Source organism: Aquiflexum balticum DSM 16537, from assembly GCF_900176595.1.
Taxonomy (GTDB): domain Bacteria; phylum Bacteroidota; class Bacteroidia; order Cytophagales; family Cyclobacteriaceae; genus Aquiflexum; species Aquiflexum balticum.
This window is the reverse complement of sequence record NZ_LT838813.1, coordinates 3,251,834-3,271,918: the sequence shown is the minus strand read 5'-3', so window position 1 is coordinate 3,271,918 and position 20,085 is coordinate 3,251,834. Positions and strand designations below refer to the sequence as shown.

General features: G+C 39.5%; 17 protein-coding genes. 1 reads left to right on the top strand and 16 read right to left on the bottom strand.

What is annotated here, in order from left to right:
* Positions 1–139 precede the first annotated feature (139 nt).
* Complete coding sequence (locus B9A52_RS13890; RefSeq protein ID WP_084121028.1) at positions 140–4,126, top strand: hybrid sensor histidine kinase/response regulator transcription factor; 3,987 nt, start codon at positions 140–142, stop codon at positions 4,124–4,126.
* An 85-nt stretch (positions 4,127–4,211) separates the two neighbouring features.
* On the opposite strand, the gene B9A52_RS13885 is transcribed toward B9A52_RS13890, so the two are convergent.
* From B9A52_RS13885 to B9A52_RS26370, 16 genes are all read right to left on the bottom strand, one after another.
* A complete protein-coding gene (locus tag B9A52_RS13885; RefSeq protein ID WP_084121027.1) occupies positions 4,212–5,258 on the bottom strand; it encodes an acyloxyacyl hydrolase in 1,047 nt (348 codons plus the stop codon).
* A 243-nt stretch (positions 5,259–5,501) separates the two neighbouring features.
* Positions 5,502–7,007 (bottom strand): S10 family peptidase, encoded by a 1,506-nt coding sequence (locus tag B9A52_RS13880; RefSeq protein ID WP_084121026.1) that lies wholly within the window; start codon positions 7,005–7,007, stop codon positions 5,502–5,504.
* Between the two features lie 303 nt (positions 7,008–7,310).
* Entirely contained in the window at positions 7,311–7,619 is a 309-nt protein-coding gene (locus B9A52_RS13875) for a helix-turn-helix domain-containing protein (protein WP_084121025.1), read from the bottom strand.
* Complete coding sequence (locus B9A52_RS13870; RefSeq protein WP_084121024.1) at positions 7,616–7,975, bottom strand: type II toxin-antitoxin system RelE/ParE family toxin; 360 nt, start codon at positions 7,973–7,975, stop codon at positions 7,616–7,618. Before B9A52_RS13870 ends, B9A52_RS13875 begins: the two co-directional genes overlap by 4 nt.
* 218 nt (positions 7,976–8,193) lie before the next feature.
* A complete protein-coding gene (locus tag B9A52_RS13865; RefSeq protein ID WP_084121023.1) occupies positions 8,194–8,673 on the bottom strand; it encodes a hypothetical protein in 480 nt (159 codons plus the stop codon).
* A 1,055-nt stretch (positions 8,674–9,728) separates the two neighbouring features.
* Positions 9,729–11,642: a CocE/NonD family hydrolase gene (locus tag B9A52_RS13860; protein WP_157370161.1), complete on the bottom strand. Its 1,914-nt coding sequence runs from the start codon at positions 11,640–11,642 to the stop codon at positions 9,729–9,731.
* Complete coding sequence (locus B9A52_RS25555; protein WP_157370160.1) at positions 11,617–11,940, bottom strand: hypothetical protein; 324 nt, start codon at positions 11,938–11,940, stop codon at positions 11,617–11,619. The genes B9A52_RS13860 and B9A52_RS25555 overlap by 26 nt, the downstream gene beginning before the upstream one ends.
* Positions 11,941–12,526: 586 nt before the next feature.
* Complete coding sequence (locus tag B9A52_RS13855) at positions 12,527–13,327, bottom strand: hypothetical protein (protein WP_084121021.1); 801 nt, start codon at positions 13,325–13,327, stop codon at positions 12,527–12,529.
* Positions 13,328–13,479: 152 nt separating this feature from the next.
* Positions 13,480–14,073, bottom strand: coding sequence for a hypothetical protein (locus B9A52_RS13850; protein ID WP_084121020.1), 594 nt, complete (start codon positions 14,071–14,073; stop codon positions 13,480–13,482).
* A 165-nt stretch (positions 14,074–14,238) separates the two neighbouring features.
* Positions 14,239–14,859 (bottom strand): hypothetical protein, encoded by a 621-nt coding sequence (locus B9A52_RS13845; RefSeq protein WP_084121019.1) that lies wholly within the window; start codon positions 14,857–14,859, stop codon positions 14,239–14,241.
* Complete coding sequence (locus tag B9A52_RS13840; RefSeq protein ID WP_084121018.1) at positions 14,849–15,310, bottom strand: hypothetical protein; 462 nt, start codon at positions 15,308–15,310, stop codon at positions 14,849–14,851. The genes B9A52_RS13845 and B9A52_RS13840 overlap by 11 nt, the downstream gene beginning before the upstream one ends.
* 136 nt (positions 15,311–15,446) lie before the next feature.
* A complete protein-coding gene (gene ltrA, locus B9A52_RS13835; protein ID WP_084119317.1) occupies positions 15,447–16,667 on the bottom strand; it encodes a group II intron reverse transcriptase/maturase in 1,221 nt (406 codons plus the stop codon).
* Positions 16,668–17,032: 365 nt separating this feature from the next.
* Positions 17,033–17,164, bottom strand: a complete 132-nt coding sequence (locus B9A52_RS26375; protein ID WP_262483117.1) for a hypothetical protein — start codon at positions 17,162–17,164, stop codon at positions 17,033–17,035.
* A gap of 180 nt (positions 17,165–17,344) precedes the next feature.
* Positions 17,345–18,031 (bottom strand): hypothetical protein, encoded by a 687-nt coding sequence (locus tag B9A52_RS13830; protein ID WP_084121017.1) that lies wholly within the window; start codon positions 18,029–18,031, stop codon positions 17,345–17,347.
* A 132-nt stretch (positions 18,032–18,163) separates the two neighbouring features.
* Positions 18,164–19,384, bottom strand: coding sequence for a group II intron reverse transcriptase/maturase (gene ltrA, locus B9A52_RS13825; RefSeq protein ID WP_084119317.1), 1,221 nt, complete (start codon positions 19,382–19,384; stop codon positions 18,164–18,166).
* Between the two features lie 365 nt (positions 19,385–19,749).
* Positions 19,750–19,881, bottom strand: a complete 132-nt coding sequence (locus B9A52_RS26370) for a hypothetical protein (protein WP_262483117.1) — start codon at positions 19,879–19,881, stop codon at positions 19,750–19,752.
* Positions 19,882–20,085: the final 204 nt, after the last annotated feature.

Below are 20,085 nucleotides of genomic sequence, written 5' to 3'. Positions count from 1 at the left end.
TCAAAATGTCCATTCTCAATTTTCCAAATAAGCATTCTTGATCAAGATATAAAACAAAAGACACCTATTATGAACAATTTGAGCCATTTGGCTAACCTTTAAATTTTTATCAGCATCTTATATTCCATATTGTGAAAGCATGAAATACTTTTCCAAAATCACCAAGTACTTAAAATTATTCGCCTCGATCCTGATTTTGGCAACTCCTGTTTTTGGTCAAAAGGAACTTTCCTTCCGGCAACTATCTGTCAATGAAGGCTTATCACAAAATTCAGTTGTATCAGTAGCCCAGGATTCTGAAGGATTTTTATGGTTTGCTACTCAGGAAGGACTGAACAGGTATGACGGCATAGAATTTAAGGTTTACAGCAAAAAATTTGCGGATATCACCCAAGAATCACATTTGCAATTGGGCAAAGTTGTAGCAGATCAAAAAAACAGGATCTGGATCATTCCGGAATCATCGGTCCCGGAAATTTTGGATCCTGTAAAAAATGAATTTACCCCCATAAAAGGAATCACGGCAGCAAACAGCCTACATGAAGACCTTAGTGGAGACATCTGGATAGGGACATTTTCAGGACAGTTATTTAAATGGAATGAAAGCATTCAATCTCCCGAGATGATCTGGACCGATCCCTCTCGGGAGATTTTGGATATCGCTGATTTCGATGCCCAGCAACTCTTATTGACATTTAATGATGGCATCGTTCTGTTGAATAAGCAAAACCAATCAGTCATTGATTTTCAATTGCCCAATAACGACAACATCTACTCCTGTGCTATCTCTGATCCTGATGGAAATATTTGGATTGGTACTTTAAATGCAGGAATCTGGCTGATTCAAAACGGTGAAAAATCGATCAAACCAGTCCACTCGGTTGTTGAAAACCTTCCCGAAAACATTGAAAAACAAATGATTTTGGATATAATGACAGACACCAAAGGTAGAATTTGGGTGGCAACATATGGTCAGGGCATTATTCAGCTGAATACAAAAAGCAATACCTCTCAAAATTACATATACCAAAAACAGAACCCAAGGTCGGTACACTATAATGATGTATTGTGCATTTTTGAAGATTATACCGGTACATTATGGTTTGGAACAGATGGAGCCGGATTAAGTTTTTATGATACTTACCTCGAAAAATTCAATTTTTTCCACAACCAACAGGTTCCTGAAAATATTAATATTGACGTTGTAAGAGCACTTTATGTAGATGAGCAGGACAAAATCTGGATAGGAACATCAGGCAAGGGGCTTACCTCCTTTGATCCAAAAACCCAAACTTGGATAACCCGATCAAGTTCAGGAAAAACATCACAGAACATATTAAGTGACCGGGTGATGAGTTTGTTAGGAGACGGAGATGGCAAGCTCTGGATTGGCTATCAGGAAGAGGGACTAAGCATCATGGATCTTGAAAGTGGACAATTCACGCACTATAATGCCGAAAGTAAAATAAAACTGGTCAGCAATACCATCTGGAAAATATTCAAAGACAGTGAAAATAGATTTTGGCTTGCTACCCGAAATGATGGGTTGATCCAATTTGATCCACAAAAAGGCGTGGTCCGTCAATTTATGCATGACCCCAATGATCCCAACAGTATTCCCGGAAATAATGTCCGTACCATAGAAGAAGGTCGAAAAGGTCAATTATGGATAGGAACTGAAAATCAGGGGATAGCAAGCTTTGACATGGATGCCGGAAAATTCCATCCCCTTTTCCATCAAGAATATAATCCCAACTCCATTTCTTCCAATAGTATCAAATCCCTTTATTTTGACGGGAAAAATACCCTATGGATCGGAACTAACGGTTCTGGAATCAATGCCCTTAACATTGACAATCTGGAGCTGACGAGAATTTCCACCAAAGATGGCCTGGCCAATGATGTGATCTATGGGATTTTGCCGGATGCTGCCAATAATCTATGGTTGAGTTCAAACAAAGGAATTACAAAAATAACCATTCAGCCTTCCAAACCCTTGGATTATACCATTACCAATTATACCAACTACGATGGGCTCGCTACGGAATTCAATACCGGGGCTTATTTCAAAAATAAAGATGGTTCAATCTATTTTGGGAGTTTGGAGGGTTTCTATTGGTTCAATTCAGAAGACATTTTGCTCAATGAAGTTCCTCCAAAAACCGCAATTACGGGTTTATTTGCTTTTGATCAAGCCATCACCCCAACTGGAAAAATCAAACTGCGACACGATGAAAATACCCTTACCATAAATATGGCAAGTTTGGTGTTTTCTTCACCCGACAAAAACGAATTCCAGTACAAACTGGAAAACCATGATGGACACTGGATTCAGGCTGGCAACAACCATCAGGCAAGGTATACCAACCTGGCACCGGGCGAATATAAATTTTTGGCCAAATCAAGTAACTATGATGGGATTTGGTCAGAAGAACCTGTATCGCTGCAATTCACAATACTTCCGCCTTGGTACTTAAGCATTTGGGCAAAACTGGCATATCTCCTGTTTTTCACATTGGCTCTAATTTGGATTTATCATTACCTCAAATGGCGCTGGGAAATAAAGTTTCTGATCAAGATGAAGGAGGACGAAGCAGAAAGACTCATGGAAATCGATAGGTTCAAAACCAATTTCTTTACCAATATATCCCATGAATTCAGAACACCACTAACCCTTATTGCCGGTCCTGTGGAAAGGCTGATGAGCCAATCCGAAAACCCCATATTCAAATCTCAACTCAATCTGATCAAACAGAATTCTCAACGTCTGCTTCACCTTGTAGATCAGTTGCTGGAAGTATCAAAAATCAAATCGGGCAAACAACAACTGAGTATCAGGAAAGGAAATTTGGGACTTCTCTTACAGTCTATCGTTTCCAACTTCTTCTATTTCGCCACTGAAAAAGACATCAGGATACGGACAGAAATTCCACTGATGACAGAGGTGTGGTTTGATCCTGACAAAATTGAAAAAATAGTTGGCAACCTGTTACAGAATGCCATCAAATATGGCAAACAGGGAACTGAAGTCTTGGTCAAATCCAGAATCCAAGAGAACCAACTTCACCTCACTGTTTCCAACCACAGCCTGGTCAATTATTCTAAAGAAGAAATTTCACGTTTGTTTGACAAATTCTACAAGCCGGATAGCAAAATAGAAGGTTTTGGGATTGGGCTTCCTTTAGTCAAAGACCTTGTGGAACTCACCAAAGGTCAGATCACACTACACCTGGAAGAAAAGGATTGCTTCAGGGTAGAAATTACTATTCCCGTTGGAAAATATTCCTTCCGTCCCGAGCAGGTATTGGAGGAAGACGAGTACCAGGAAGACAGTGGGCTAAAAGAAAATGAAATATTGGCAGGAGACAATGCCCCACAGGTACTTGTAGTGGAAGACAACAATAAGGTCCGTTCATTTTTAATCCATGAACTCAAACCTTATTACAAAATACTTGAAGCGGAAAATGGCCGAGAGGGTCTTTTCTTGGCCTTAAAAAAAATCCCTGATTTAATCATCTCTGATGTGATGATGTCAGAAATGGACGGAATAGAACTCTGCCAAAAACTGAAAAATGATGAAAAGACTTCCCATATCCCGATTATCCTATTGACCGCAAAATCAGAAGAAGACAACATCCTAAAAGGACTTGAGGTAGGTGCGGATGACTACATGCTCAAACCATTTGGTATCAAACAGCTTCTGGTACGGATAGAAAAACTCATAGAATTGCGCAGAAATTTAAGGATAAGGTATTCCGGCAAAACAAGTATTGCCCCAAATGAAATAGCCATCACCTCCACTGATGAGAAATTCCTGGAGAAAATCCAAAATATAGTGGACAATGACCTTGGGGATTCCAATTTTACAGTAGATGAATTCTGTAAAAAACTCGGAATGAGTAGAATGCAACTGCATAGGAAATTGACCGCACTCACCGGACTTTCCACATCAGCATTTATCCGTGACCAAAGACTCAGGTTGGCGATTCAACAGCTTGAAAAATCCGGTGATTCCATTTCAGAAATAGCCTATGCGGTTGGTTTCAGTTCCCCCTCCTACTTTATCAAATGTTTCAAGGAAACCTATGGCTTTACTCCCAATGAATTCCTTTTAAAGGAAAAGTGATTTTTCAGGGAAATTTATTGAATCCATTCACTTTACTTATTTTTTCCGATAATTTTGGAAAAAGCAATAGAAAAAATCAGGCCCTCTAAAACCTGAAAGATATCCTTACATCCATATTTTCAGCAACGTGCCCGTGGGCTTTAAGGGAAAAGCCCATGGAGAAATCATTCACCAACCTGTACATCAGACTGTACCTTTGATAAAAAAGATAGTCATTATACCCCGTTGGTTTTTGGGTGTAAATGGCAAACCGCTGATTGAAATCAATCCTGCCAAAAAGGAAATGATGCGCGATAAATGGTGCTGGCATCAATGCCTCCAGCCTGCTATTTTCCACATCCAAAGCATAATCTTTTGTCAATTCCAAGCCTGCCCCTAATGCATTGATGGCAGTCAGGTTTTTATGAAATCCTCCCACCAAAGATAAAACAGGTTTTCTCCCATTCGACCAATCGGACTCCCTTGTGGTAAAAGCAGTTTCGACAAACCATTGGATGGTTTTCGGTAGATCTGACTTTTCATATTTTGGAAATGGGGAAGACTGAAAATAACGGTTGACCCCAATTCCGAGCATGGGATAATTGATTCCTTTATTGGGTTGGCTTTGACCTCCATTGGAGATATGGTTGTATGCAACTGTAAGCTGCGATGACCAATTTTCACTGATTCGGTATTCGATTTTGGGAGTGACAAAAAGAATAAAACTGATCGGTGAGGAGAAGAATATATTTTCGGGATTGGAAATCTCATCATATACTCTGTCCAAATAACTGACTCCAATTCCTGAAAGTATGGAAAAAGCAAGTTTTTCGTTTTTCCATAAAATCGGTTCAAAAGTACCGGACAAACTATAAGCCGAACCGATTACGTCCCGATTGGCAAAATTATGGTAAGAAAGCTGTACACCTAGGTAATGAAAACAGTTGCATGCATCCCATCTGTTTTTCCCAAGATTCATGGTTTGGTAGTGAACATTAACGCCAAATGGATTGGATTGTGAAATTTCCTTTAGTTCCGAAGAATGGGGTATGATAAATCCATACTGTCCCTCCAAAGACAATCTCTTGTTGGTTTGCGCCATGACGCCGGAACAAATTAAGAGCAGCAATATTCCAAAAAAATGCTTTTCCATAACTAATTATCCAAATTGGAGGAATTTTGTTTAATCCCGTCTGAATATTTTAAAATGAAAACCTTTCAAAAGGCACCCTGTACAGATCGTCCTGACATTTATTCGCACAACTGTAGTCCAAGGTTACAGGTATACGGCAAAAGAAAAATTAAAAAAATGTATCGATCATGGACTCAAAACAAAAAGCTTTAAAAAAAGGCTGATCTGTTTACAAACAGCCTTTTTTAAAAACAACAGCGCTTTCTATTTGGTTGCATCTTTGATAAAATCAGCAAGATCTTTTTTGAATTTTTCCAAAGAAGGCATATGGGTATACATCATATGGCCTGCCTCATAATAGGTCATGGTGATATTGTCCCTGATTTCAGGTCTCAGGTTCATTTGATCCAAGGTGTACTCCACCCCATAAAATACAGTTGCCAGATCATAATACCCATTCATAATCAACACCTTCATGTTGGGATCTTTATTCAAAGTCTCAGCCATATCCGGTGCTGTGGTAATAGAAATATTCGTTCCCCAACCTTGATTACCGCTATGCGTCCAATCCCATTTAAAGCCGGGAGATGAATAGGCGGATGTTTTGTAATGCAGTTTTTTGCTGACACCCAAATCCCTATAGAAGTAATCCAAAAATCCAGTGGTATAAGCAGGAGATATTGCATCACTTTGAGGATCTGTAATGGCAAATTGATTCATCGGATTTTGGTTGATCCCCACAAATCTTGAATCCAACCGTCCCACAGTCATCTCCTCATCCCGCATCAATTCATTGAAAAACTCAGATCCACTGACCCTTAAATTAGCCCTTAACCAATATTCCTTACTCAAACCGGAATATTTGGCCAATTTTTCGGCTATGGCAGACTTTTCGGCGGCAGCCAATCTACCCCCTTTGAAAAGGGCCGGCATATATTCCGATTCTGTAAATTCCCTTACTTCATCTACAAATGCTTCCAGATTGGGATTCTTGTTGCTGAGCTTATTGTGATACCATGCTGTGGTGGCATAAGTTGGGAAATGTACCAGATAGGAGACATTCTCCTGTACCGGAAATACCAGAGATCTCAGGTCAAAGACTGCCGACACCATCACCACGCCGTTCATGGCATACCCTTTATCCAAAAGGTATTTCATGACCCCGGCATTTCTTAAGGTACCATAACTTTCACCTAAGAGGAATTTGGGGGATTGAAGCCTGTCGTACTCCTTCAAAAACTGCATAATAAACAGACTTGTCGCCCGGATGTCCTGATCTACACCCCAGAAATCCTTGCCTTCGGCTTTCCCAATGGGTATACTCAATCCAGTTCCAATAGGGTCCATCATGACTACATCTGCAATATCAAGAATTGAATAATCATTGTTGACCAATTCATAAGGCGCTGCTTTGGTCAAACCGGGATCGTTCACAACAATCCTTTTTGGACCCATTACCCCCATATGTAGCCAGTAAGATGAGGAACCGGGACCTCCGTTAAAGGAGAAAATGATCGGTCTTTTGGATGGTCCGTCCTCTTTGAAATAGGCAGTAAAACCATGAAGGGCAATAGGTTCATTGTTCTCATCCTTGATCTGAAAAGTACCTGCGCGTGTTTTCAAACTGTGCGTGGCACCGTTGATTCTTACCGTTTGTGTAGAAGTAAATACTTCTGCTTCCGGAATCGGCTTTTCCTCAGTCTTTTCCTGGGCATTCACCTGGAATTGAAAAAGCAAAAACAAGGACAAATACAGGATGGATTTTTTCATAGCTTGAATGGGTTGGTTTTTTGTTCTTTTAAAACTAAAGAAATTCAATTAAACTTATTTAAAAAAAAATACAGGATACATCTTAAATATCCTATCGGTAAAAATACGGTACAATTGACCTTAGGGATTGTCCTCCCAAAAAAGCTCAGAAAGCAAAGTTAACGGCAAAGGCTAAGAGCAGGCGGGCATTAAAACCCGATTCACTCTCCGCCACGACCAAGGTTTATTAAAGGTAATCACTTTCAATTTTGCATTTCCCCGCCCGCTGTATCCAAGGTGATGTTATGCATTCGGCATTCTTTTTTAGTAAGCCAATTTTTTGTCGTTCAGCTCAACATTAAATTTCACACTTGCTCCCAAAACTTCAAATACCTTCATTATTGTCGAAAATCTGGCATCTGTGGTGCTGTTTTCAATTTTTGAGATTTGAGCCTTTTTTACTCCTACTAATTCCCCGAGCTGCTCTTGAGTTAAATTCCGCTCCTTCCTTGCCTGCTTAATGGCATAGCCCAATAAGTCAAGACGAAGTTCGTTCTCGAATTCATCCCTTTTTTTTGTTCCTTTTTTTCCGATATGCTTGTCGGTCAACTCCTCTAAACTGTACGTTTTCATTTTTTCCTCCCTTTTTCTTTTTTCTCTTGAAAATATTGCTCCATAAGCTTCCTCGCCTTTTCTATTTCTCCTTTTGGAACTTTTCCTGTCTTTTTTATCAGCCCATGGGTTGATATCACTACTGTATCTTCCTTGGCTGTTTTATCCCAAAAAGCAAATAGCCTATAATACGTTTTGCTGAACTTCGTCCTAAACTCCCACACTTCATCCTGAAGTTTTTTAAAAAGTTCTCTGTCATTTGTAATGCTGGCCTTCCAAATATTGTAAAAAATTTTCTCCCTTGCTTTTTCGTCAAGTTCATCAAGGAATTGCCTCGCATCTTCCAAAAATTCTACCCTGAATTTATAATTATCCATTCAAGTTTCCTTTATTCCTTCAAATATAAAAGTTTCTTTTTTAGGAAACTATTTTGGTCGTGGGTTTTCTTAATGCTGATGCGCACGGCGGGATTCAGCTTGGAGACGGCGGGCTTTCGGAGCCGAACTCTTCCAACCTACTCCTAACTTCTTGAAGATACTAAACTTTCTATTTACTCTGAACCGCCCGCTGTATCCAAGGTGATGTTGTGTATAGTTTACTTTTTTGCTGAATTTTCAATTATATAAGTTTGATCTTCAGGAAATATTTTCAAATTTAGACTTTTGTAGTTCCTATAGATTCCCAGTCGTTCTTGTACTTTCAATTCGATTATCTTTATTGGTGTTTTAAAATTATCTTCTTTTGGAAATTGCCAATTTCCATCGTAAACGAATAATGTATCTTGCTCTAGTTTATAAAGTATTGGACTATCACAAAATCCCACACACTCATATTTATCTTCATAACTATCCTTGAAACCTACCTTTAATTCAGTATTCAATCCAATTGCCATTCTGGACCCGTTTAATCCCCAAGAAGTTTTTAGTAAGTATATTGTTTCGCGATTTTTTGGATTAAATATTTCTACGTTTGATTTGTCAGATGTAGAAGAAACCAACAGGATTGGAGAAATGAAATAAAATAAGATTCCAATTGATAGAATGCTAAAGCCAATTAGTAAAAACTTCTTAATCATAATTTTTTAATTACACACAACTTGTTTATTTATAACCTAGAGGTTTACTTATTTCCTTCGGTGAAGTCAAATAGATACAACTGAGGTAACTTTTATTTTCTAAACCTACTAAATTCTTCCACCACAAAAAATACCTTAAAAAGGATGTTTTTATTATTTGAAATTTCATTTTATTGAATGATTATTTCTATCGGCGTATTGCTGAGGATTTATTTGGCTCATTATTGGTAGCAGCCGGTTTGAATTAAAAAATGATCCCATGGGGATCAAATATGGGTAGCCCCGGGTAAGGAACGCAACCCGGGGGAAATGAACAGCAAAACGTCTCCGGTTTTTGGCCGAAATAATGTCAAAAGTGAATCAGACTTTCCGCCAAAAACAGGGAAGGCTTGATCTGACGCTGGGTGTAGATTATCCATCCTGCATTCTGGCTGCTCGATAAATTGCTTCACTGAGGCTATTCTTGACGCGTGCCTTCTTATTTTTGGATCCCTTACAGTATTCGGAGTAATTCCAGTTTTCAAGAATTACTTTTAGTTTGTAAGAGGCTTATCACCCCCCCCCCACTTCCGAAGTACCCCTCTGAACTGGATTTTGATAAAATTGCTTTAGCCCTACTTTGTCAAATTTAAAGCGCAGTCAAAAATTTACTTTTCTATTCAATAAATTTCAAGGTATCTTTAATCGGAGTATAACTCTCTTGTCCGAATAAAGTACAGACTGCAATACATAATACAATTATTAAAAAGGGTTTCATTTTTTGCATCAGCATTATTGTTTAGGATCTATTTTTCTGTAAGTCAGAGCGAATACTGTGCATTTACAGCAACATATTTAACCTGGCTTTTTTATTCCAAGATACCTGAGAGCCAATGAAAAGTATTTAGAACGAATTGTTTCCTATAATTGTATCCATCCGATAAACCCCATTTTTCCAGATAGGTAATTACTCCGTAAAGTTGCATTATGAAAACTCAGAAGGGAGGAAGTGGTGATTGAACCTTCATGGAACGTTGATGACACTCCTGCCTGCAGGAGTCATTGCGGTACGGATTTTACTTTGGAATTACCGGAAGATCAATAAACGAAACGTTGAACTTATTCCTGTATATACTGTATGTCGGGGTTCCTTCAGCAGGTACCCGATCAAAGGTATCTTTATCCGCCCCGGAAATCGCAATTCTGATCGAATGGCCTTTTTTAACCAGAACGGATATAGGCCATAGCTTCATACTGATTTCCTGAATCTGATCAATTGGCATCGGTGATGCATCCGACTCATTAAATGAATGATACGGAATTCCTTCATACATATTATTGGTGGAAAGCCTGCGGTGTTCAAGTAAAAGACCACCTTCGGTGATGTATCGGCTTCTTCCGTTTTGATCAATATCTTCCAAGTAAACAAATATAGCCCCTTCCTTATGGGTGGAAGAAAGATGGAGGGTAATGAACGGGGTTCCTGTTATCTGAAGGTCTTCACTAAGGGGTTCTGTGGTATAAGTCAACATGAGTGAATCCGCAGCATTTCTATTGTCCAGATTCAAAACAGGTTTGCCCATTTGGGTGGACCATCGGTTGTTTGTCCCGGTACTGACTTCAAAGTTGACCTGATAGGTATCCGCTCCGGAAACCTCTTCATTGACAGAAGTCCTTAAAATCCCATTATTTCCTAAGTAATATTTCATCCTTTCCTGTCCTTTGGGAGGCCAGGTATCAGATGATTTGAATGCCTCTTCCCCAAAGTTGTAATACCTGATGGTAGGCCAATCCTCAAGTCCCGTATTCTTGCTTTTTAGGTAAAAATCAAAAAAGTCCAATTGAAGCTGCATTTGCTCCTTGACAGAAGGAACAGGGGGGACCAATTGATCGGAAACCTGGAAAGGACTTGTATGATGGGCACCACCGTGTGAATTGGGCATCAGGATGATTTTTTGTGGGTTAGGGAAATGGGCCAACCTCAGTAATGAGCCTTCTGCAGTTCCTGCATCCATCCAGCTCGTCAGCACCAACATAGGGATATTGGATTCCGAGATTTCATTTTTCCAGAACAGGGGATCCATTTCTTCATATTTGAAATCCCCAAATTTTGAATCTCTATATTTTGCCCTCGTGGCCAGTTCCAAAACAATAGGATTTTGGGCATGCTCCTGTATGGCTTCCATTGGCCTGTCTTCCGTGACACGCCGGACACTTGAACCCAAATTTTCTGTAGAATTTTGATCCAGCCAATTGACGAATTGACTCCACTGGGAAATGAATCCTGTTGCCAGCATGCCATAGGGCCTGATCGGACTTTCATAGACATTGAAATCAGACCAGCCCGGAACGACTGCCTTGACGGCCTTATGCCCCGTGGCACAGAGCAATTCTGCCGTAGTCCCTGAGTAGGAACCCCCATACGCACCAACATTACCGTCAGACCAATTTTGATTCACCATCCAGTCGACTACATGAAAAGCATCCCGAACTTCGGTAGGGGTATATTCTCCTGTCCTAACACCGTATGATGCCCCGGTGCCTCTGGCATCGACCTTGGCAAGAATATATCCATTTTCCAGAAAAAATTTATCCTGGTTTCTCAGGGATGGCATGGGTTTACCCGTCTCAGGATCCTCCCTGGATCTCCAATACCTCGTGAATTCAAACAAAACGGGCAGTTTTTCCCCCTGATAGTTGTCAGGAAAGAATACATCAACAGCCAATTGGGTTCCTCCCACGGCCGGGACGTAATAAGATTTAAAATTCTCTACCTGACCTAAACAGTACTGATAGGTTGAAAGAAAAAGAAATGCTAGACAAAGTTTTTTAATGGTCATTTCTATTGCTGTTTTTTTGCATAACGGTACGGCAGATTGGGGTCGGGCCCGGATGGTCCAGTGGTCTTTTGGTGGCCTGACCCCAATCTGCCTGTTATATGTCTGTTCAGTTGTCCGGTACAATTTAACGGTTTTTCCGGCTCTTCCCATTTTTTTCGGCCCTCCATTTACAACTGAACCAGTTCGGGCGGCAATTCTTTTTTCTTCCTTCTTTAATACTCTTAAATAAAACTGCAACTGGGATTGAAATTCCTAATGTAAATGAAATCAACTTAGCAAAACCATATATTATAGTCAGCCTAAATCCCATTGTTGTATTGCTAGCGTCAACTTTATTTATATATTCTTTTATTTCTGGTGTATAATGGAGATAGAAAAACAAAACCAAAGAAACCATTCCTAGTCCCAAAATGAAAACATAAGCAATTACATAATTATATCTTCCCATGTTTCATTTTTTAAAACAATAAGCATTGGTTCCCAAATGATATTTATAAGAGATTTTTTCTTTCTTCATTTTATTGCTCCATTAGCAATCATTATTAAAAACAAGCCAAAACCAAACATAAGGGTGTACAAAATTCTTTCCTTATCCGTTCTAATTACCTGTTTATCACATCATGATTTGCTTTCTCGAGACTTCATCGTTGGTTCATTTTTCCCGAATCAAGTTCGGGACTGGCTATTCAGCTCCAATGTACATACCTACAGGGATCTTTGTCCCCGTTTTTCCTTAACCGTTAACCACACCGGAGTTTCCGCCAGATGCAGCGTAAGGCAGTTTGATGGCTGCTCCCCCGAAGCTTCGGGACCATCGAAGGGCCTCTCTATTGGTTACCCAATAGTCCTCCATCCATTTCAAAGCATTCGACCTGCTTTTAAGGTCGATTCAAGTCACACACGAACGGTTTGCATATGGCTTGTGGCGGTTTCGAAGCACTTTCCAGTCCACAGAAACCAAGCTTAACTAAGGAGCAAGAACCTTGCTTGCAGCCGTTCACCCGCCATAAGCTATATGTGGTGTTATGTGGCGTTTATTCTTCTTTCGCAAAAAATATCCTAACATTATTATCGGTTTTAACCGGAATACCTTTAATTGTTCCTGGTATCCATCTTGAATAATTAGTTTTTAGTTCCCTTACTGCAATTTTGTATAAATCATCTCTAAATTTCTCATTCTCTTTCAATTGAGGCACAAAATTACTTATATAAAAGTCTGATATTGTGCTGTCTTTTTCTATTATAAAGCCTAGGTCAAAAAAGGGCCAACCTCCAAATTCAGATTTTTCTTTCACGATATTAAGATTATTTACTTTTATAGTTGTTAAATAATCTCCGGTTCTTTCTAATTCTTTTGGTAGTCTTGGCCTTTCGTCACAATCCCAGTATTTCACAAGTATATTTTCTGATTGAGTTCGAAATAAGAAAAGACTATCAGCTTTTTCATGCAGGTTTTCTTTGAAGCCTATTCCGTATCTCTCAATAATTACTTTATCCATGAAGTCCCCATAACAACCCTGGGTTTGACCTTCATAAATTACATCACTTATTAAGTCAAAATCGAATACCAATCCATATTCTTTGCAAAGTTTCCTTAACTCACTTTCATATCGAATATCTCCGAAAAGAAACCCTACAGTTTGGGTGAATACAATCCTTCCATTTTTTATATCTTTTTTAGCTCTTTCTATTTCAGAAATGCAGAGAATGTCATTTGAATTAGGATTATTTACATATTGAATTCTCTCAAGTAATTCATCTATATAAAAATTCTGCTCGTCCTGTGAATAAGCATCAAATGAAATTAGTAAGAAAAGTAAGAATAGCTGCCTCATATTTTTTCAATGCCACACGTTTTGCGGATATGACTTGTGGCGGTTTTCGAAGTACTTTCTAGTCGGCTTGCACCAAGCTTACCTAAATGAACAAAACTTGAATTTACCACTTTCCCCGCCATAAGTTATATGCGCTGTTGGCATTAGTTACTTTATAGTTTTTCGGTCAATTCTTTTGGTAATATTTTTTCCAAAATGAACTTTTGTTTAGGTTCAACCACTACGAATTTCCAATCAGAAGTTCCATTTTCTGAAATTCCAAACGCATTTTTTATTGAATGGATTTCATAGAATTGAGTTTCCTTATTGAAATTTACATTTCCAGAACCAAAAGTTTTTTCTAATTGTAGTTTCATTAAGTTTTTAGTCAATTCGTTCTGTTCTTCATCTTCACTTTCCTCGATATTATTGAATTTCATTTTGATGTCGTACGAGTAGGTTATTTCAGAATAATATTTTTCCTCAATCTTTATTGGTTCTCCGTAAACAATATCTTTTGGTTTATCCGCCTGAAATTCCAAGTCAGGATTATTATAGACTTGTTTCATTAACAAAATCATTTGATTTTTGGGTATAATTTCAAAAAATTCAGGAAGCATATATTCCATTGATTTCTCAAATTCCTGTTTTAAAATCAAGTCGTTATATTCAATGAAATCTTTGTTTAAGTTTTCGTTGTAATTTTCGGTAGTTTGTCCAAATGTCAAATTTGAAACTAAAATCAAAAGGATAAGTATTCTTTTCATTTGTAGGTGTTTTTCATAATTAATGCCAACGGTCAAGTATAAGCGTAGTGCGGGATTAGAAGCACTTTACTTTCGATTTGACCTTATGTTTGTTAATATTCATTTCGTTTAATTTTAGCACTTTAGCCCGCATTACGCTTATACAATGTTGTAGCACGTTTTCTTTCATTCTAATTTCTCTTTATCCACCAATTTTGTCAAGTCGGTATGATAATATTGTTTTTCGCCAATTTTGTCTTTTGGTACAATTTCAAATGATAGCGACTTAATTTCTCCCTTTTTTTCAGAACTGGCTGAAGTTCCAAGTCCAAAAAAAGTCGTTGGATTAAATCCGACACATTGGTCGGTTAAATCTTTTCCGTTTTCGTCTGCTACAATAGGTTTAGAATATAGTTTGTTAAATGTCCATTCATTTAAATACCCAATTCCATTTGAGTCAATGGTCAAAATGTTTTCTGTTACATTGGATTTTACAAGGTTGATTTGTCCTGTGTAATTCTCTGGAACGACAATTTTCAAGGTCGGGGAATAGAGTTGGTAATGGAAAACGGCAAAGACTATTGCTGTAATTGCGAAGTAAACTGTCCAAAATTGAAGGCGTTTAATAATTAGCTTTGTCAGCCAAGTTAAAATTAGACCACCTACCAAAATTAAAAAGACCACCATTCCGCCAAGAAACAATCCTGATAAAAACATTCCGCCTGGAACTTCTGTCAGCTTGTAAATTAAAGTCGCTAAAAGTCCAAGAGAAAGAAGTCCTGTCGCTATTTTTAGCTTATTGTTCATTTGCGTGTTTACTTGTGGCAAGATTGCGGTTAATTATTTTGGCAATTTTCTTTTCTCTGAATAACTGTGTTATAAAGAATGAAATGATTAAAGTTATCCAAAGCCAATATTCATACTCAAATGCCCAATTTATAAAAGGTGGTATTATTAATAGCCATTCGAGGAATAAAATCAGTCGAATTCTGTCAGGTTTTAAGTTAAAGCCTACTATGTCAAGCATAATAATGGTAGCAAGAAAGCCACCAATAATCCTTAATCCATATACAAAAAACAAAAGTGGAATTGTCAATAGACTTAAAAACAGAACTACCGTCCAATCTTCATTTTCAGAACCTTCAAGTCCAATTAGTTTAAAAAATATCAGACTTAAATAAGTGGTCACATAAAAACCTGCAAAATGCACCCAATTTGTTGCGAGTATTTTCGATGTGTACTTAATTCTATTTAACATCTTGTCGGTTTTTCCCAAATTTGCTACAATCGGGTCAGGCAAGGGAATTTCACCCTCACCTTCCCACAGAACCGTGCGTGAGACTCTCACCTCACACGGCTCTTCATGTTTATAAGTCGCTTCGGTTCTAATTTACCTAAGGTTGAACCAATTTCCAATGCTCAAACAGGTTTGGGGTAGACTTGTATTGTTGCTTTAGCCATCTGACTGCCGCCCATTTGAAAAGTCCTTTCTCCCATTTCACCCACTTGAGTAACCGGTGGTTGAGTTGATTCCATATCTCACGTATGGATTCTCCTCTAAGCTTATGATAGTAATTGAGCAGTCCTCTGATGACAGGATTCAAACGATTGGCTACTTCCTTTATGGGTTTGCGCCATTTATGGATTTGCATTTCCCTGAATTTGCCGAGTATTGAAGTTCTGGACTTGATACTCACAAATGTTCCAGGTAGTAACATCCCCTTTCCTTTGATGGTCTGCATCGATGCCTTGATCGTGAATCCAAGAAAATCATACTTGCGGGGATACTTAGTATCTGACCAACCTCGTAGGTTCACAATCTTGGTCTTCTCAGGGTGCAACTCTAGGAAGCAGGTCTTCATCCGCTGACGTACTTGTCTTAACATGAATTGTGCTTGCTTCTCTGTCTTGCAGTGTATCACCACATCGTCTGCATACCGTTCAAATGGTTTCTCAGGATGATATTTCCGCATCCATTCATCAAAAGCTACATGCAGATAGAGATTCGCAAGTAATGGACTCACTACGCCTCCTTGAGGTGTGCCTGCTTTTGTCTCCTCGAAAACCCCATCTGCCATGATGCCTGCATTTAGCCATCTGGAGACGTACAAGGCTATCCATTCATCCTTACAGTAATATCTCAGTGCTTTCATCATCAGGCCATGGTTGATATTATCGAAGAACCCTTTGATATCAAGGTCGACCACAAAGTCATGCCCAAAACAATTTCGCTCTGATTGTTTCACTGCTTGGTGAGCATTACGGTTTGGTCTATAGCCAAATGAACTCTCGTGGAACAGTGGCTCAAGTTGTCTCTCCAAATACGCCCTTACTACTTGCTGTGCGATACGGTCTAGAAGGGTGGGGACACCCAATTTGCGAATACCTCCGTCCTTCTTGGGTATCTTCACTTGTTTGACTGGCAAAGGAAAATAGCTACCCGAGGTCAGTCGATTCCATAACTTATAGAGGTATGAGGATAGATCTTTATCCAAGTCCTCCCAACTCATTCGGTCTATGCCCGAACTTCCTTTGTTCGCTTTTACTTTCTTGTACGCTTGCCATACCATCAGTTTGGTAATTGGTTGCGATTTTGTCTCATAGTAGTCTGTCATCCCAATTATCTTGGTTGTAAACTGGTTTGAAACTAAACATGCCTGCTCCTTCACTCCATTCCCATTACAGAAATTTCATCGCTACTACGAGCAGGTCTGCCCCCTATGCTTCACCCAACCACAGGTGCAGGTTTCCTCTCTCGATTTGGCCTGACAGCATAGAGTTCACTTGTTCCTTGAAATGGCCTGTACTGCGTTCCTGCCAGCTTAACCCCGGATGCGATGTGGCCAGTATATCCGATCGTCCGCCACACTTTGTCATAGGTACAAACGTAACTACCTATTTTTCACATCGTAATTTGCCTTATCGAGGCTTCGTCACTGGTTCATTTTCATTCAGCTCCATCAGTACTCACCTACAGGGATCAATGTCCCCGTTTTTCCTTACCGCTCACCACATATTGGTTTCCCAGATATGCAGCGTAAGGTAGTTTGATAGCTGTTTCGGTAAACCGCCATCGGAGGGCCTCTCTATTGGTTACCCAATAGTCCTCCATCCATTTCAAAGCATTCAGCCTTAAGAGGGCTGATTCAAGTCACACACGTGATTCAGCTTGGAGACGGCGGGCTTTCGGACCCGTTCTCTTCTTACTTTCTCCTAACTTCTTAAAGATACTGAATTTCATATTCACACTGAACCGCCCGCTGTATCCAAGGTGATGTTATCGGTTTGGCTTTCATTTATTGTTACCGTTTGAATTTGTAGTTACGATTATTCCACCTGCTTTATATGTTCCGCTAGGTAATGAGTCCAAAAATTCCAGAAACATTTGTTCAAATTTCAACTTTTCTTCGAGTTGTTCTGTCAGGATATTTATTCTTTTTGCTTCATCAATTTTATCCATATAATGGCTGGGAGCCCAGTAATCTTTAAATGAATACAAATCCTTGTTAGAATATTCTATGAAATATGTAGTACCATCCTCACCTTGTTCCCAATTTTCTATACTGTCTTGTGGAGGTATATCAAAAATTTCGTTCTCTTTGAATAATTTGTAAATTTCTTTTGCTTCGCTTGTTTCTAATGTTTTGCTACAATAAAAGAACTCACCTTCTCTATCTTGATTTTTAACATTATGATCTGGATCATAGCTTGTCGTGAAGTTTGTAACTATTCCATAAAAATCACTTAAGTTTTCTGTCCAAATATCAACAGCATATATTTCAGTAGAAAATCTAAAATACAAAGCATAATTTGTTTCCGTCAATTTCTTTAGCCCTGCTTTTTCAAATTTTTCTTGTTGCCAGTTGAACCAATAACTTGTGTCTCCATCTTCGTAAGTTGGAACATATAGGAGTTTCTCTTGCCCGAAACTAAGTAAGCTAAAGAATAAAAGACTTAATAGAATAAATAACTGTTTCATTGGCGTAATTTAAGCTAACCGATAATCGGGTCAGGCAAGGGAATTTCACCCTCACCTTCCCACAGAACCGTGCGTGAGACTCTCACCTCACACGGCTCTTCATGTTTATAAGTCGCTTCGGTTCTAATTTACCTAAGGTTGAACCAATTTCCAATGCTCAAACAGGTTTGGGGTAGACTTGTATTGTTGCTTTAGCCATCTGACTGCCGCCCATTTGAAAAGTCCTTTCTCCCATTTCACCCACTTGAGTAACCGGTGGTTGAGTTGATTCCATATCTCACGTATGGATTCTCCTCTAAGCTTATGATAGTAATTGAGCAGTCCTCTGATGACAGGATTCAAACGATTGGCTACTTCCTTTATGGGTTTGCGCCATTTATGGATTTGCATTTCCCTGAATTTGCCGAGTATTGAAGTTCTGGACTTGATACTCACAAATGTTCCAGGTAGTAACATCCCCTTTCCTTTGATGGTCTGCATCGATGCCTTGATCGTGAATCCAAGAAAATCATACTTGCGGGGATACTTAGTATCTGACCAACCTCGTAGGTTCACAATCTTGGTCTTCTCAGGGTGCAACTCTAGGAAGCAGGTCTTCATCCGCTGACGTACTTGTCTTAACATGAATTGTGCTTGCTTCTCTGTCTTGCAGTGTATCACCACATCGTCTGCATACCGTTCAAATGGTTTCTCAGGATGATATTTCCGCATCCATTCATCAAAAGCTACATGCAGATAGAGATTCGCAAGTAATGGACTCACTACGCCTCCTTGAGGTGTGCCTGCTTTTGTCTCCTCGAAAACCCCATCTGCCATGATGCCTGCATTTAGCCATCTGGAGACGTACAAGGCTATCCATTCATCCTTACAGTAATATCTCAGTGCTTTCATCATCAGGCCATGGTTGATATTATCGAAGAACCCTTTGATATCAAGGTCGACCACAAAGTCATGCCCAAAACAATTTCGCTCTGATTGTTTCACTGCTTGGTGAGCATTACGGTTTGGTCTATAGCCAAATGAACTCTCGTGGAACAGTGGCTCAAGTTGTCTCTCCAAATACGCCCTTACTACTTGCTGTGCGATACGGTCTAGAAGGGTGGGGACACCCAATTTGCGAATACCTCCGTCCTTCTTGGGTATCTTCACTTGTTTGACTGGCAAAGGAAAATAGCTACCCGAGGTCAGTCGATTCCATAACTTATAGAGGTATGAGGATAGATCTTTATCCAAGTCCTCCCAACTCATTCGGTCTATGCCCGAACTTCCTTTGTTCGCTTTTACTTTCTTGTACGCTTGCCATACCATCAGTTTGGTAATTGGTTGCGATTTTGTCTCATAGTAGTCTGTCATCCCAATTATCTTGGTTGTAAACTGGTTTGAAACTAAACATGCCTGCTCCTTCACTCCATTCCCATTACAGAAATTTCATCGCTACTACGAGCAGGTCTGCCCCCTATGCTTCACCCAACCACAGGTGCAGGTTTCCTCTCTCGATTTGGCCTGACAGCATAGAGTTCACTTGTTCCTTGAAATGGCCTGTACTGCGTTCCTGCCAGCTTAACCCCGGATGCGATGTGGCCAGTATATCCGATCGTCCGCCACACTTTGTCATAGGTACAAACGTAACTACCTATTTTTCACATCGTAATTTGCCTTATCGAGGCTTCGTCACTGGTTCATTTTCATTCAGCTCCATCAGTACTCACCTACGGGGATCAATGTCCCCGTTTTTCCTTACCGCTCACCACATATTGGTTTCCCAGATATGCAGCGTAAGGTAGTTTGATAGCTGTTTCGGTAAACCGCCATCGGAGGGCCTCTCTATTGGTTACCCAATAGTCCTCCATCCATTTCAAAGCATTCAGCCTTAAGAGGGCTGATTCAAGTCACACACGTTTCTCAGCTATACGCAGGCAGGGATTTTAACCACTGAACTTCCTACGAAGAACTTAACTTTAAACTTACCACATTCCTGTCCTACGAAGCACGAAACCCCTGCTTGCGTATAGGTGATGTTGGCGGTATGTGCTTCTTTATTCACGACTTTGTCA

Coding starts and splice junctions, on each gene's coding strand:
- B9A52_RS13870 (WP_084121024.1), bottom strand. CDS start 7,975: ATGGATAATTATAAATTCAGGGTAGAATTTTTGGAAGATGCGAGGCAA.
- B9A52_RS13890 (WP_084121028.1), top strand. CDS start 140: ATGAAATACTTTTCCAAAATCACCAAGTACTTAAAATTATTCGCCTCG.
- B9A52_RS13830 (WP_084121017.1), bottom strand. CDS start 18,031: ATGAAACAGTTATTTATTCTATTAAGTCTTTTATTCTTTAGCTTACTT.
- B9A52_RS13865 (WP_084121023.1), bottom strand. CDS start 8,673: ATGATTAAGAAGTTTTTACTAATTGGCTTTAGCATTCTATCAATTGGA.
- B9A52_RS26375 (WP_262483117.1), bottom strand. CDS start 17,164: ATGGAGGACTATTGGGTAACCAATAGAGAGGCCCTCCGATGGCGGTTT.
- B9A52_RS13840 (WP_084121018.1), bottom strand. CDS start 15,310: ATGTTAAATAGAATTAAGTACACATCGAAAATACTCGCAACAAATTGG.
- B9A52_RS13850 (WP_084121020.1), bottom strand. CDS start 14,073: ATGAAAAGAATACTTATCCTTTTGATTTTAGTTTCAAATTTGACATTT.
- B9A52_RS13860 (WP_157370161.1), bottom strand. CDS start 11,642: ATGGGAAGAGCCGGAAAAACCGTTAAATTGTACCGGACAACTGAACAG.
- B9A52_RS26370 (WP_262483117.1), bottom strand. CDS start 19,881: ATGGAGGACTATTGGGTAACCAATAGAGAGGCCCTCCGATGGCGGTTT.
- B9A52_RS13845 (WP_084121019.1), bottom strand. CDS start 14,859: ATGAACAATAAGCTAAAAATAGCGACAGGACTTCTTTCTCTTGGACTT.
- B9A52_RS13855 (WP_084121021.1), bottom strand. CDS start 13,327: ATGAGGCAGCTATTCTTACTTTTCTTACTAATTTCATTTGATGCTTAT.
- B9A52_RS25555 (WP_157370160.1), bottom strand. CDS start 11,940: ATGGGAAGATATAATTATGTAATTGCTTATGTTTTCATTTTGGGACTA.
- ltrA (WP_084119317.1), bottom strand. CDS start 19,384: ATGACAGACTACTATGAGACAAAATCGCAACCAATTACCAAACTGATG.
- B9A52_RS13880 (WP_084121026.1), bottom strand. CDS start 7,007: ATGAAAAAATCCATCCTGTATTTGTCCTTGTTTTTGCTTTTTCAATTC.
- B9A52_RS13875 (WP_084121025.1), bottom strand. CDS start 7,619: ATGAAAACGTACAGTTTAGAGGAGTTGACCGACAAGCATATCGGAAAA.
- ltrA (WP_084119317.1), bottom strand. CDS start 16,667: ATGACAGACTACTATGAGACAAAATCGCAACCAATTACCAAACTGATG.
- B9A52_RS13885 (WP_084121027.1), bottom strand. CDS start 5,258: ATGGAAAAGCATTTTTTTGGAATATTGCTGCTCTTAATTTGTTCCGGC.